Annotated in this window: 13 protein-coding genes; 1 reads left to right on the top strand and 12 read right to left on the bottom strand. The window is 65.9% G+C overall.

Features of this window, described 5'->3' with window-relative positions:
• Positions 1-5: 5 nt before the first annotated feature.
• Positions 6-1,349, top strand: a complete 1,344-nt coding sequence (mltB, locus tag LGM42_RS15765; RefSeq protein WP_226232633.1) for a lytic murein transglycosylase B — start codon at positions 6-8, stop codon at positions 1,347-1,349.
• Between the two features lie 84 nt (positions 1,350-1,433).
• Here the strand turns inward: mltB and cysM are convergent, their stop codons facing one another.
• The 12 genes from cysM to LGM42_RS15825 form a co-directional block, all read right to left on the bottom strand.
• Positions 1,434-2,336 (bottom strand): cysteine synthase CysM, encoded by a 903-nt coding sequence (gene cysM, locus LGM42_RS15770; RefSeq protein ID WP_059574060.1) that lies wholly within the window; start codon positions 2,334-2,336, stop codon positions 1,434-1,436.
• A gap of 213 nt (positions 2,337-2,549) precedes the next feature.
• Positions 2,550-2,897 (bottom strand): ComEA family DNA-binding protein, encoded by a 348-nt coding sequence (locus LGM42_RS15775; RefSeq protein ID WP_226232634.1) that lies wholly within the window; start codon positions 2,895-2,897, stop codon positions 2,550-2,552.
• A 74-nt stretch (positions 2,898-2,971) separates the two neighbouring features.
• Positions 2,972-3,964, bottom strand: coding sequence for an ADP-glyceromanno-heptose 6-epimerase (gene rfaD / locus LGM42_RS15780; protein ID WP_060313159.1), 993 nt, complete (start codon positions 3,962-3,964; stop codon positions 2,972-2,974).
• 63 nt (positions 3,965-4,027) lie between these two features.
• Positions 4,028-4,978 (bottom strand): D-glycero-beta-D-manno-heptose-7-phosphate kinase, encoded by a 951-nt coding sequence (gene rfaE1 / locus LGM42_RS15785; protein WP_059574062.1) that lies wholly within the window; start codon positions 4,976-4,978, stop codon positions 4,028-4,030.
• A 7-nt stretch (positions 4,979-4,985) separates the two neighbouring features.
• Positions 4,986-6,386: a UDP-glucose dehydrogenase family protein gene (locus tag LGM42_RS15790; RefSeq protein ID WP_059574063.1), complete on the bottom strand. Its 1,401-nt coding sequence runs from the start codon at positions 6,384-6,386 to the stop codon at positions 4,986-4,988.
• Between the two features lie 90 nt (positions 6,387-6,476).
• Positions 6,477-7,649: a lipopolysaccharide assembly protein LapB gene (gene lapB / locus LGM42_RS15795; RefSeq protein WP_059574064.1), complete on the bottom strand. Its 1,173-nt coding sequence runs from the start codon at positions 7,647-7,649 to the stop codon at positions 6,477-6,479.
• 54 nt (positions 7,650-7,703) lie between these two features.
• Positions 7,704-7,997, bottom strand: coding sequence for a lipopolysaccharide assembly protein LapA domain-containing protein (locus tag LGM42_RS15800; RefSeq protein WP_034183038.1), 294 nt, complete (start codon positions 7,995-7,997; stop codon positions 7,704-7,706).
• 210 nt (positions 7,998-8,207) lie between these two features.
• Positions 8,208-8,531 (bottom strand): integration host factor subunit beta, encoded by a 324-nt coding sequence (locus LGM42_RS15805; protein ID WP_006486894.1) that lies wholly within the window; start codon positions 8,529-8,531, stop codon positions 8,208-8,210.
• A gap of 22 nt (positions 8,532-8,553) precedes the next feature.
• Positions 8,554-10,266, bottom strand: coding sequence for a 30S ribosomal protein S1 (gene rpsA, locus LGM42_RS15810; protein WP_059574327.1), 1,713 nt, complete (start codon positions 10,264-10,266; stop codon positions 8,554-8,556).
• A 142-nt stretch (positions 10,267-10,408) separates the two neighbouring features.
• Positions 10,409-11,095 carry a (d)CMP kinase gene (gene cmk / locus LGM42_RS15815; protein ID WP_059574065.1) on the bottom strand — a complete coding sequence of 229 codons (687 nt, stop codon included), beginning with the start codon at positions 11,093-11,095 and terminating at the stop codon, positions 10,409-10,411.
• Between the two features lie 13 nt (positions 11,096-11,108).
• On the bottom strand, positions 11,109-12,413 hold the full coding sequence (gene aroA, locus LGM42_RS15820) for a 3-phosphoshikimate 1-carboxyvinyltransferase (protein ID WP_059638209.1): 1,305 nt from the start codon (positions 12,411-12,413) through the stop codon (positions 11,109-11,111).
• 13 nt (positions 12,414-12,426) lie between these two features.
• Positions 12,427-13,353, bottom strand: a complete 927-nt coding sequence (locus LGM42_RS15825) for a prephenate dehydrogenase (protein ID WP_226232635.1) — start codon at positions 13,351-13,353, stop codon at positions 12,427-12,429.
• Between the last annotated feature and the right edge of the window lie 178 nt (positions 13,354-13,531).

Raw genomic sequence — 13,531 nt, forward strand, 5'->3', positions numbered from 1 at the left:
CCTCAATGATGTCCATCGTCTGCCGCGAATTCGCCGCTAACTTACCACAACGGGGGCCCGCTTCGGCCCGGCGCGCCGGATGCGTCGGGTATACTGCGCCGAACACCATCGCCCTGTCCGCCCGCTTCGACATGAATTCCAGCAAGCCTGCCGCCCTTCTCTCCGCGCTGTTCCGCGTTCACGCTCCGCTCGTCGCCGCTGCCATCGCCACGGCCCTCGGCACCGCGCCTGCCGTCGCGCAGACGCAGCCGGCGAAGCCCGCCGGCACGCTCGTCGCGCAGGCCCAGCCGCAGCAGCCGACGCCGCAAGGCCAGACTTTCGAAGAGGAAATCGTTCCGCAGCGGTACGCGAACAACGCGAAGGTCGACGCGTTCATCGACGAGATGGTGAGCCGCAACGGCTTCGATTCGGCGAGCCTGCATGCGCTGTTCTCGCGCATCAGCTACTCGGCGACGGCCGTCAAGCTCGTGCGGCCCGCGCCCACGCCTTCGGTCAAGAACTGGCGCGTCTATCGCTCGCGCTTCATCGAACCGATCCGCATCAACGCCGGCGTGAAGTTCTGGAAGGCGAACCAGGCGACGCTGCAGCGCGCGTCCGAGCAGTTCGGCGTGCCGCCCGAGGTGATCGTCGGCATCATCGGCGTCGAGACCATCTATGGCCGCTACATGGGCAATTTCCGCGTGCTCGACGCGCTGACTACACTGACGTTCGACTACCCGGACACGCCGAATCGCGACAGCCGCCAGGCCACGTTCCGCAAGAACCTCGAAGACTTCCTGGTCTGGACCCGCGACAACCAGCTCGACCCGACCACCGTGCTCGGCTCGTACACCGGCGCGATCGGGATTCCTCAGTTCCTGCCGAGCAGCATCCGCGAATACGCGGTCGACTTCGACGGTACGGGCCACGTCGATCTGCGCAGCAGTCCTGTCGATGCGATCGGCAGCGTCGCGAACTACCTGAAGCAGCACGGCTGGGAAACCGACCGCCCGGTGGTCTGGCAGATCACGCCCGACACGGGCAGCCTGGGCATCGCGCAGGCCGCCGCGGACGGCCAGCCGGAACCGCACTGGGCACTGTCGCAACTGCTGCGCGCGGGCATGACGCTGAACGAGCCGACGGTCAACATCACGGCCGAAGCCGGCACGCCGGTGACCGTGGTCGACCTGCCGACGCCGGGGCGCGCGACCGAATACATGCTCGGCCTGAAGAACTTCTACGTGCTGACGCGCTACAACCGCAGCTTCTTCTACGCGCTCGCCGTGTACCAGCTCGGCGAGGCCGTGAAGGCGCAGATGGAAGCCAATGGCGCGCTGCAACCGGCCGCCGACGACGCGCAGCCGCAGTAAGCGCTGGTCGCCCAAAGAAAAAGCGCCGCGGTTCACGGAACGCGGCGCTTTTTTATCGACGCGCGAATCGCGCCCCGCTCTCGCTCAGGCGGGAAACACGCCCGTGGAGAGGTAGCGGTCGCCGCGATCGCAGACGATGAACACGATCGTCGCGTTCTCGACCTGCCGTGCGATGCGCATCGCGACTTCGCATGCGCCGCCCGACGAAATGCCCGCGAAGATGCCTTCGACCGCCGCAAGCCGGCGCGTCATCGTTTCCGACGCCGCCTGGCTCACGCTTTCGACGCGATCGACACGGCTGCGATCGAAGATGGTCGGCATGTACGCTTCCGGCCACTTGCGGATGCCCGGAATACGCGAGCCGTCTTCCGGCTGCGCGCCGATAATTTCGATCGCCGGATTCTGTTCCTTCAGGTAGCGCGACGTGCCCATGATCGTGCCCGTCGTGCCCATCGCGGACACGAAGTGCGTGATGCGCCCTTCGGTATCGCGCCAGATCTCCGGCCCCGTTCCTTCGTAGTGCGCGACGGGATTGTCGGGATTGCCGAACTGGTCGAGGATCACGCCCTTGCCTTCGCGCTGCATCTGCTCCGCGAGATCGCGCGCCAGCTCCATCCCGCCCTTCACCGGCGTCAGGATGATTTCGGCGCCATAAGCGGCCATGCTCTGGCGGCGCTCGACCGACAGATCCTCCGGCATGATCAGCACCATCTTGTAGCCGCGGATCGCCGCGGCCATCGCGAGCGCGATGCCCGTGTTGCCGCTCGTCGCCTCGATGAGCGTATCGCCCGGCTTGATGCGCCCGCGCGCCTCGGCCTTGCTAATCATCGACAGCGCCGGGCGATCCTTCACGGAACCGGCCGGATTGTTACCCTCGAGCTTCGCGAGCAGCACGTTGTTGCGCGCGCGAATCTCGTCGTCCGGCAGGCGGACCAGTTGCACGAGCGGCGTATTGCCGATCGTGTCTTCGATAGTTTTGTAAGCCATGGATATACCGTGAGTGCGAGGCCGATCAATCGATCGATTGTAAACCAGCACCGGCACGCGCGCCGGCAACCCCATTACGACGATGGAATACGCGCGCCGCGCGGTTCGCGATCGTCGCGCAGCCCGCCGCACGCAAAAAACCCGCGGCATGCCGCGGGAAGCCGTCGCAACGACGGCGGCTGAAGGAGCCCTGTGTCGGGTATGTGCGACCCGTTATTTCTGCGCCGTGCGGGCCGGTGCGGCGGCGGGCTTTGCCGCCGCCGGCTTGCCCGCGGCCGGCGGCGTCGTACCCGTACCGGCCGCCGCACCGATCGTCAGCCCTTCCTGCTGAAGCCGCTCGACGGTATGCCCGCCCATGCCCTTCACGCGCGTGGCGAGATCGTCCGCATTCCTGAACGGACCGTGTGCGCCGCGCTCGTCGAGAATCGCCTTCGCCCGCGCCGGGCCAATGCCCTTGATGCCGACGAGCGCATCCTCGTTCGCGGTGTTGACGTCGACGGCCGCCCAGGTCGACGCCACCGCACCGAGCATGACCGCCGCGGCAAACCATTTCCTGATCATGTGCTGGATCTCCGAAGAAAAACGGCCGGCGGCTGCCGACCGTGAGACCCAGTCTATCGATGTGACGCGCCGGTTTAAACCTGGCCGGATAGCCAACGGACGTAGCGATCGACGCCTTCCTGCACGGTCAGGAACGGTGCGTCGTAGCCGGCCGCGCGCAGTTTCGTCTGGTCGGCCTGCGTGAAGCACTGATACTTGCCGCGCAGCGCATCGGGGAACGGCACGTATTCGATCAAGCCCTGCTCGACCTGCTGCGCGAGCGTCAGCGGCGGCTGGTTGTCGAGCGCGCGCAGCGTGTTCACGACCGTCGACGCGATATCGTTGAACGGCTGGGCGCGGCCCGTGCCGAGATTGAAGATGCCCGACTTCTCCGGATGATCGAAGAAGAACAGGTTCACCTTGGTCACGTCCTCGACCGACACGAAATCGCGCGTCTGCTCGCCCGGCGCATAGCCGTTGTACTCGCCGAACAGCTTCACCTTGCCTTCCGCGCGGAACTGGTTGAAGTTGTGGAACGCGACCGACGCCATGCGGCCCTTGTGCGTCTCGCGCGGGCCGTACACGTTGAAATAGCGGAAGCCCGCGATCTGGCTCTTCGCGCCCGGCAGCACGCGACGGATCACCTGGTCGAACAGGAACTTCGAATAGCCGTACACGTTCAGCGGCGCCTCGACGTCGCGCTCCTCGACGAAACGCGTCGAGCCGCCGTAGATCGCGGCCGACGAGGCATACAGGAACTGCGTGCCCTGCGCGAGGCAGGTATCGAGCACCGCGCGGCTGTAGCGGAAGTTGTTGTCCATCATGTAGCGGCCGTCGGTTTCCATCGTGTCCGAACAGGCGCCTTCATGAAATACCGCGCGTACCTTGCCGAAATCGCCGCGCGCGAAGCGTTCGACGAATTCGGTCTTGTCGAGATAGTCGTCGATCTCGCAGTCGACGAGATTGCGGAACTTGTCCGCGCGCGTCAGGTTGTCGACCGCGATGATGCGCGTCTCGCCGCGCTCGTTGAGCGCCTTGACGATGTTCGCGCCGATAAAACCGGCTGCGCCGGTGACGATGAGGGTCATGATCGTCCTGCCTGAAAAGTGCGAGCCATGCGTGCGGCGCGCTCGTCGCGCCGCCGAATGCGCTCAGTGAAACAGTTCGTCGTAATCCACGGTGGCCGTGCCGAGCTTGCCGACCACGATGCCTGCCGCGCGATTCGCGAGCACCACGGCGTCGACGAGCGGCACACCGGCGCCGAGCATCGTCGCGACCGTCGCGATCACGGTGTCGCCCGCGCCCGACACGTCGAACACCTCGCGCGCGAGCGCCGGCGCATGCAGTTCGCCGCCCGCGGAAAAGAGCGTCATGCCCTCCTCCGAACGCGTGAGCAGCAGCGCGTCGATGCCGAGCTCCGCACGCAGATTCGCGACGCGCGCGCGCAGGTCGTCTTCCGATTTCCACTGCCCGACCACCTCGCGCAGTTCCGCACGATTCGGCGTGATCAGCGATGCGCCGCGATAGCGTGCCCAGTCGTCGCCCTTCGGGTCGACCAGGACCGCCTTGCCGGCCGCACGCGCCTTCTCGATCATCGTCGTCACGTGCGTGAGGCCGCCTTTGGCGTAATCCGACATCAGCACGACGTCGTGCTGCGGCAGCAGCACGTCGAAGCGTGCGAGCCCCGCGAGCAGCACCTCGTGCGTCGGCATCGCCTCGAAATCGACGCGCAGCAGTTGCTGCTGGCGCGCGAGCACGCGCAGCTTGATCGTGGTCGGGAGTGCGGGATCGCGCTCGAGATGCGGCGTCACGCCGCTGCTGCCGAGCAGCTCGACGATCCGCTCGCCGGGTTCGTCGCAACCGACGACGCACAGCAGGCCGGCCTGACCGCCGAGCGTCACGGCATTGCGTGCAACGTTGGCCGCGCCGCCGAGCCGCTCCTCCTGGCGCTGCACGTGCACGACCGGCACCGGCGCTTCAGGTGAAATGCGGTCGACGTTGCCGAACCAGTAACGGTCGAGCATCACGTCGCCGACGACGAGCACACGCGAGCGCGCGAGTTGCTCGCGCGGCACCGGAACGATTTCGCGAAGAGTATTCATCGTACGTTCAGCCACGGGAGGACGACTGGGGATCGACGTACGGCCGGCCGATCGCGTAATAGTCGATGCCCAGCTCGGCCATCGCGTCCGGCTCGTACAGGTTGCGCCCGTCGAAGATCACCGGCGCCTTCAGTTCGGCCTTCAGGCGCGTGAAATCGGGGCTGCGGAATTCCTTCCACTCGGTCACGATCACGAGCGCATCCGCGCCGGTGACCGCGAGATCCTGCGTGTCGACGAGATGCAGCCGCGCCAGTGCGTGCGCATCGTCGCCGAAATCCAGCGCGAACACGCGCCGCGCTTCGTCGACGGCGACCGGATCGTACGCGCGCACGGTTGCTCCGCGTTCGAGCAGCGCGGCGATCAGGCGGCGGCTCGGCGCCTCGCGCATGTCGTCGGTGTTCGGCTTGAACGCCAGGCCCCAGACCGCGAACTCGCGGCCCGTCAGGTCGGCGCCGAAGCGCTGCTCGATCTTGCCGATCAGCACGTCCTTCTGCGCATGGTTGGCGGCCTCGACGGCCTCCAGGATGCGCAGCGGCTGGCCGTTCTCGCCCGCAGTGCGGATCAGTGCCTGGACGTCCTTCGGGAAGCACGAGCCGCCGTAGCCGACGCCCGCGTACAGGAAGTGATAGCCGATGCGCGGATCGGAGCCGATCCCGCGTCGCACGGCCTCGATGTCCGCGCCGACCTTGTCGGCGAGATTCGACATCTCGTTCATGAACGAGATGCGCGTCGCGAGCATCGCGTTCGCCGCATACTTCGCGAACTCGGCCGAACGCACGTCCATGTAGATCGTGCGCTCGTGATTGCGGTTGAACGGCGCGTAGAGCTTCTTCATCTTCTCGCGCGCGGTCGTGCCGGTTTCGTCGTCGTCGACGCCGATGATGATCCGGTCCGGACGCATGAAGTCCTCGACCGCGGCGCCTTCCTTCAGGAATTCCGGATTCGATACGACCGAGAAGCGATGCGCGACGCTGCCCGCGAGCCCGCGTGCGGCAAGCGCCTCGTCGACCACGCCGCGCACGCGTTGCGCGGTGCCGACCGGCACCGTCGACTTGTCGACGATCACCTTGAAGCCCGTCATGTGGCGGCCGATGTTGCGCGCGGCCTCGAGCACGTATTGCAGGTCGGCCGAGCCGTCCTCGTCGGGCGGCGTGCCGACCGCGATGAACTGGATCTCGCCATGCGCGACGCTCGCCTCGATGTCGGTCGAGAAGCGCAGGCGCCCCGCCGTGCGGTTGCGCGCGATGATGTCCAGCAGCCCCGGTTCGTGAATCGGCATCCCGCCGTTGTTCAGGATGTCGATCTTGCGCGGATCGACGTCGAGACAGAAGACGTCGTGACCGATCTCCGCGAGGCAGGCGCCCGTGACGAGACCGACATAGCCGGTGCCGATGATGGTGATTTTCATAGATGTTCCGGTACTTCCCGGTAATTGACTAACTTGGCCGCCGGGACGAGCCCGGCGGCAACCGCTGCGCGTTGGCTCCGCGCGCCGGGATCAGCCCGGCATCGCAGGTTCGACGCGGCGCGGCGCATAGGTTTCCCAGCCGCTGCAGCCGGGGCACTGCCAGTAGAAGAGCCGTGCCCGGAAACCGCAATTCTGGCACGTATACCGTGGCAGATTTTTCGTGCGCTGCTTGATCAGCGCACGCATCATTTCAAGTTCCTTACGACGCGGTTCGTCGGCCGCCGCGATCTGCGCATCGAGCAGGTGCAGCATCCCCGACAGGTTCGGCGACTTTTCCATCTGCGTGCGCGCGAGCGTGTGCGCGGCATCCTGGCCGCGCAACCCGGCGATATGCTGATAGGCGATGTCGAGCAGGTCGTTCGACGGATAACGATCGACGTACCCCATCAGCAGCTCCGCGCCTTCGACGTTCTTGCCGAGTGCGACGTACGCCTTCATCAGTTTGTCGGCGACGAGCGGCAGATACGCCGGATTCTGCGCTTCGACGCGCTTCCAGTACTCGATCGCGGCCGCGTGGTCGCCTGCCGCTTCCGCCGCATCGCCGGACAGAACCGTCGCACGGACGTTCTGCGGATTCACGGTCAGCGCAAGGCGCAGTTGCTCGGCCGCCGCTGCGGCATTTTTGCGCTGCAGCGCGTCCTGCGCGAGTTCGCAGTGAAACTGCGCAATTTCGATGCCGAGCGGCTTGTCGCTCATCGATTCGATGCGTTTGGCCGTGTCGATCGACTTGTTCCAGTCCTTCTCGATCTCGTAGATCGTCAGCAACGCCCGCTGTGCGCCGAGCGCGTAGTCGCCGTCCGCGAGCTTGTGGAACGCCTCTTCGGCGCGATCCAGCAGGCCGGCCTTCAGGAAGTCCTGGCCCAGTTCGTACAGCGCGTGGTCGCGCTCGTTGACCGGCAGATCGGTGCGGCTCAGCAGGTTCTGGTGCACGCGGATCGCGCGGTCGGTCTCGCCGCGACGGCGAAACAGGTTGCCGAGCGCGAAGTGCAGCTCGACCGTCTCGGGATCGAGCTTGGCCACCTCGATGAACGCATCGATCGCCTTGTCCGGTTGTTCGTTCAACAGAAAATTCAGGCCGCGAAAATACGAGCGCGGCAGGTTGGCACTCTCCGACAGGAGATTCTTCAGGTCATAGCGTGACGCCGCCCAACCGAGCGCGAATGCGACCGGAATCGCGAGCAACCACCAGAAATCCAGATCCATGCGAAATATCGAAGCAGAGACGAAAACCGCGCGAGGAATCGCGCGGCGTCCGTGTTAAATGACGGGCGGCATCGGCGGCTGGTCGATGACGGCGGGCGTTTCGCGCGCCGCACGCAGATCGCGCTTCAAACGCCCGTTCTCGAGACGCAGGCGGAAGATCGAAGGCAGCGCGGACAGCAGGCCGGCCAGCAGCCCCACGACGAAGAATGCCAGGCCGATCAGGATCAGCGGCGCTTGCCATGCGTAGCCGGCAACGAAATTCAGCGTCGCGGTTTGTGTATTGGCCAGCGCGAGCACCAGCAGCAGGACGAACACCAATACCCGGATCAGCCAGACGATAAACTTCATGAAGCCCTCTCTTTGTTGAGGTTTGCCGCGGCGCGCGACTCCCCTTCGTCGCACCGAATCGACCCGTATTGTAAAGGAAGCGTTTCCGCGGCTGCGCAGATCCTGTGCGCCCGCGTTGCACACCCGTGGCCCGAAATGAAAAAAGCGCCCGCAAGGGGCGCTTTTCTTTTCAGCCTTCGCCGGACAGGTTCCGGGCACACCGAACGACGCTCAACGCTCGTCGTCCGGATCGTCAGCCTTCAGCGGTTCACCGGCGCGGCCGTCGACGCGTTCACGCAACTCCTTGCCAGGCTTGAAGTGCGGCACGAACTTCTCGGGCACCTGCACTTTCTCCCCCGACTTCGGGTTGCGTCCGACGCGCGCCGGGCGACGGTTGAGGCCAAAGCTGCCGAAACCCCGAATTTCAATGCGATGCCCTTTCGCCAAGGCGTCGGACATCGCATCGAGCATCGTTTTCACCGCGAAATCCGCATCCTTGAGGACAAGTTGCGGAAATCGCGATGCCAGCTGCGCGACCAACTCGGATTTGGTCATACTTCAGCAGACCTCGTAAGGCTTACTGGTTCTGGCCGTCGAGCTTCGCCTTCAGCAGCGCGCCGAGGTTGGTCGTACCGGTCGCGGCAGCGCTCGTGTCCGACTGCAGGCCGCGGATCGCTTCCTGTTGCTCGGCCGAATCCTTCGCCTTGATCGACAGGTTGATGCCGCGCGACTTGCGATCGATGTTGATCACCATCGCGTTGACCTTGTCGCCTTCCTTCAGCACGTTGCGTGCGTCTTCGACGCGATCCTGCGAGATTTCCGACGCACGCAGGTAGCCTTCGACGTCGCCCGTCAGCGTGACGACTGCACCCTTCGCATCGACCGTCTTCACGACGCCGTCGACGATCGAGCCCTTGTCGTTCATGGCAACGTAGTTGCTGAACGGGTCGCCTTCGAGCTGCTTGATGCCGAGCGAAATGCGCTCCTTCTCGACGTCGATACCGAGCACGATTGCTTCGACTTCGTCGCCCTTCTTGTACTTGCGAACGGCTTCTTCGCCGGCTTCGCTCCACGACAGGTCCGACAGGTGGACCAGGCCGTCGATGCCGCCCGGCAGACCGATGAACACGCCGAAGTCGGTGATCGACTTGATCGCGCCCGTGATCTTGTCGCCCTTCTTGAAGTTGCGGCTGAAGTCATCCCACGGATTCGGCTTGCACTGCTTCATGCCGAGGCTGATACGACGGCGGTCTTCGTCGATCTCGAGGACCATGACTTCGACTTCGTCGCCCAGCTGGACAACCTTCGACGGCGCAACGTTCTTGTTGGTCCAGTCCATTTCCGACACGTGGACGAGGCCTTCGATGCCCGATTCCACTTCGACGAATGCGCCGTAGTCGGTGATGTTCGTGACCTTGCCGAACAGGCGCGTGCCCGACGGGTAACGGCGCGAGATGCCTTCCCACGGATCGTCGCCCAGTTGCTTGATGCCCAGCGAGACGCGGTTCTTCTCCTGGTCGAACTTGAGGATCTTCGCGGTGACTTCCTGGCCAACCGACAGGACTTCGCTCGGGTGACGCACGCGACGCCATGCGATGTCGGTGATGTGCAGCAGGCCGTCGATGCCGCCGAGGTCGACGAACGCGCCGTAGTCGGTGATGTTCTTGACCACGCCGTTGACGATCGCGCCTTCCTTCAGCGTCTCGAGCAGCTTCGCGCGCTCTTCGCCTTGCGTGGCTTCGATCACTGCACGACGCGACAGCACGACGTTGTTACGCTTGCGATCGAGCTTGATCACGCGGAACTCGAGCGTCTTGCCTTCGTACGGGGTCGTGTCCTTGACCGGACGCGTGTCGACCAGCGAACCCGGCAGGAACGCGCGGATGCCGTTGACCATCACGGTCATGCCGCCCTTCACCTTGCCGGTGATGGTGCCGGTGACGAGCTCGTTGTTGTCGAGCGCCTTTTCCAGCGACAGCCACGATGCAAGGCGCTTCGCCTTGTCGCGCGACAGGATCGTGTCGCCGTAGCCGTTTTCGAGTGCGTCGATCGCGACGGACACGAAATCGCCCGACTGCACCTCAACCTCGCCCTGATCGTTCAGGAATTCCTCGATCGGAATGTAAGCCTCGGACTTCAGGCCTGCATTGACGACCACGAAGTTGTGGTCGACGCGCACGACTTCGGCGGAGATCACTTCGCCGGCGCGCATGTCTTGGCGGGTCAGCGACTCTTCGAACAGAGCCGCAAAGGATTCGGTATTCGGGTTGGAGGTTTGCAGGTCGGACATAAAAATCTGATTGTGCATGGCTCGCTGTGCCACGCCGGCCGGAATGGCAGGCTGAAAGGGCCAGATCGAGGACCACACGGGGTTAAGGGTTCGAAACACGCTCCGCGCTTGCGACGCGAAGCACCTACCGCTGCCTGCCTTCTCAGGCCGGCTGGCCGAGTGCCCGGTACCACTGCAGCACCTGGTCGACGGCTTCATCGACCGACAGTGCCGACGTATCGAGCAGCTTGGCATCTGCCGCAGGCTTCAGCGGCGCGGCCGCGCGATTGCTGTCGCGCGCGTCACGTTCACGAAGATCCCGGAGCAAGTCATCTATATTAGCAGAAAAACCTTTTTGCATCAATTGCTTATGCCGCCTGGTCGCGCGTGCCTCGGCGCTGGCCGTCAGGAACACCTTCAGCACGGCGTCCGGGAAGATCACGGTGCCCATGTCGCGCCCGTCCGCCACGAGGCCCGGCGTCTTGCGGAACGCGCGCTGGCGCGCGACGAGCGCGGTGCGCACGGGCCCGTGCACGGCGATGGCCGACGCCCGGTTGCCGACCGCTTCGGCGCGGATGTCGTTCGACACGTCGACGCCGTCGAGCTGCGCGCAACCTTCACGGAACGTGATGTGCAGGTCGTCGATCAGCTTCACCAGCGCGTCGACGTCTTCCGCGGCGATGCCGTAGCGCACGCTCGCGAGCGCCGCGAGCCGGTACAGCGCGCCGCTGTCGAGCAGGTGAAAACCCAGGTGCGCGGCGACGAGCGCCGCGACGGTGCCCTTGCCGGAAGCGGTCGGGCCGTCGATCGTGATGACGGGAGTCGGGTGAAAGGGTCGGGTGGATTTCATCGGAGCAGTCGGGTCAGGCCTTGGCGAGCGCGGCGAAGCGGTCGAAATAGTCGGGGAACGTCTTGCCGACGCACTTCGGATCGTTGATCCGCACGGGCACGCCGCCCAGGCTGACGAGCGAGAAGCACATCGCCATCCGGTGATCGTCGTACGTATCGATCGCCGCATTCGGCGTGAGCTTTTCCGGCGGCGTGACGACGAGATAGTCGGGGCCTTCCTCGACGATCGCGCCGACCTTGCGCAGCTCGGTCGCCATCGCGGCGATGCGGTCCGTCTCCTTCACGCGCCAGCTCGCGATGTTGCGCAGCGTGCTCGTGCCGTTCGCGAACAGCGCCGCGACCGCGATGGTCATCGCCGCGTCGGGAATCAGGTTGAAGTCCATGTCGATCGGCTCGAGCTTGCCGTGATCGTGGCCGATGCCGCGCACGTCGATCCAGTCGTCGCCCATCGTCACGTTCGCGCCCATCTGCATCAACGCGTTCGCGAAACCGACGTCGCCCTGGATGCTCGCGCGCCCCACGCCCTCGACCCGCAACGGGCCGCCGCCCAACGCGCCGGCCGCGAGAAAGTACGACGCGGACGACGCGTCGCCCTCGACCATGATCCGCCCCGGCGAGCGGTAGCGGACGCCGGCCGGCACGACGAAGCGCTGCCAGCCGTCGCGCTCGACGGTCACGCCGAAACGCGCCATGAGCCGGATCGTGATGTCGATGTACGGCTTCGAGATCAGCTCGCCGTCGACTTCGACGACGGTCCTGCCCTCCTTCGCCTTCACGAGCGGCAGCGTCATCAGCAGCGCGGTGAGGAACTGGCTCGACACGTCGCCGCGCACGCGGATCGGCGCGTCGACCGAGATCGTCGCCGGCTTGATCCGCAGCGGCGGGTAGCCGTCGTTGAGCTCGTAGTCGATCTGCGCGCCGATCTGGCGCAAACCGTCGACGAGATCGCCGATCGGCCGCTCGTGCATGCGCGGCACGCCGTGCACGCGATAGTCGCCGCCGTTCACCGCGAGCGCGGCGGTCAGCGGCCGCACCGCCGTGCCCGCGTTGCCGAGGAACAGGTCGGCCGTCTTCGCGGTGAACGCGCCGCGCGTGCCGGTGACGACACAGGTGTCGCCGTCGCGCGCGAGCTTCACGCCGAGCTTGCCGAGCGCGTCGAGCATCACGCGCGTGTCGTCGGAGTCGAGCAGGTTGGTGATCGTCGTTTCGCCTTCGGCGAGCGCCGCGAGCAGCAGCACGCGGTTCGAAATGCTCTTCGAGCCGGGCAGGCGCACGGTGCCCGATGCGCTGGAGTATGGGCCGAGATCGAGATAGTCCATGGGAATCGTCCTGTTATTTCTTGACCGGTTCGGCAGCCGGCGTGCCGCCGCGTTCCTGCCATGCCTTGCGTGCGGCGCGCGAGCGCGTGAATACGGCTTCGAGCGCCGCGCCGTCGCCGGCGTCGATCGCCGCGCGCAACCGCGTGAGCACGCGCGTATAGCCGTCGAGCTCGTCGAGCAGCGCCGCGCGATTCGCGACGCACACGTCGCGCCACATTTCCGGGTTCGACGCCGCGATGCGTGTGAAATCGCGGAAACCGCCGGCCGCGTACGAGAATTTCAGTTCCGCGTCGGCTTCGCCGAGAATCTGCTCGACGAGCGCGAACGACAGCAGGTGCGGCAGATGGCTGATCGACGCAAATACGCGATCGTGCTGCTCGGTGCTCATCGTGCGCACGTCGGCGCCGGTCGCGCGCCACATCGCATCGATCCGCGCCACGGCTTCGGGCGCGTTCTCCGGCAACGGGCAGAGCACGACGTTGCGGCCGACGTAGAGATCCGGCAACGCGGCCTCGACACCGCTCGATTCGCGCCCCGCGATCGGATGACCCGGCACGAACTGCGCGATGCGCGTGCCGAGCGCTTCGCGCGCCGCCGCGACGACATCGGACTTGGTGCTGCCCGCATCGGTGACGATCGTCGCGCGGTCGAGCCACGGCGCGACGCGCGCGAGCAACGGGCCCGTCTGCGCGACGGGCGCGGCCAGCAGGACGAGATCGGCGCCGGCCAGCGCGTCGCGCAATTGCGCGTCGTCGTCGAGCGCCGCCGCACGGTCGATCACGCCGAGCGACAGCGCGCGCTCGACCGACGCCTGCGAACGGCCCACGCCGACGATCTCGCCCGCGCTGCCCGGCGCGCGCTCGCGCAACGCGCGCGCGAGCGACCCGCCGATCAGGCCGACGCCGAAGATGACCAGTTTGTTGAATGCAAAGCCTGACACGACAAGAGCCAAGTTACGCGCGCGAAACGACGCCCCGCACGCGGAATTCCAGATTCCGGGCAGCGGGCCCGCACCCGGCGCAACCTGCACCGGATACCGCCCGAGCCCGCCTTCGGCAGCGCCGACCGGCCTGCCCTGCCCGCCCGGCCACCACGCCTGCACAAGCGGGCGCCGGGCC

The organism is Burkholderia sp. AU39826 (assembly GCF_020419965.1).
GTDB lineage: Bacteria > Pseudomonadota > Gammaproteobacteria > Burkholderiales > Burkholderiaceae > Burkholderia > Burkholderia semiarida.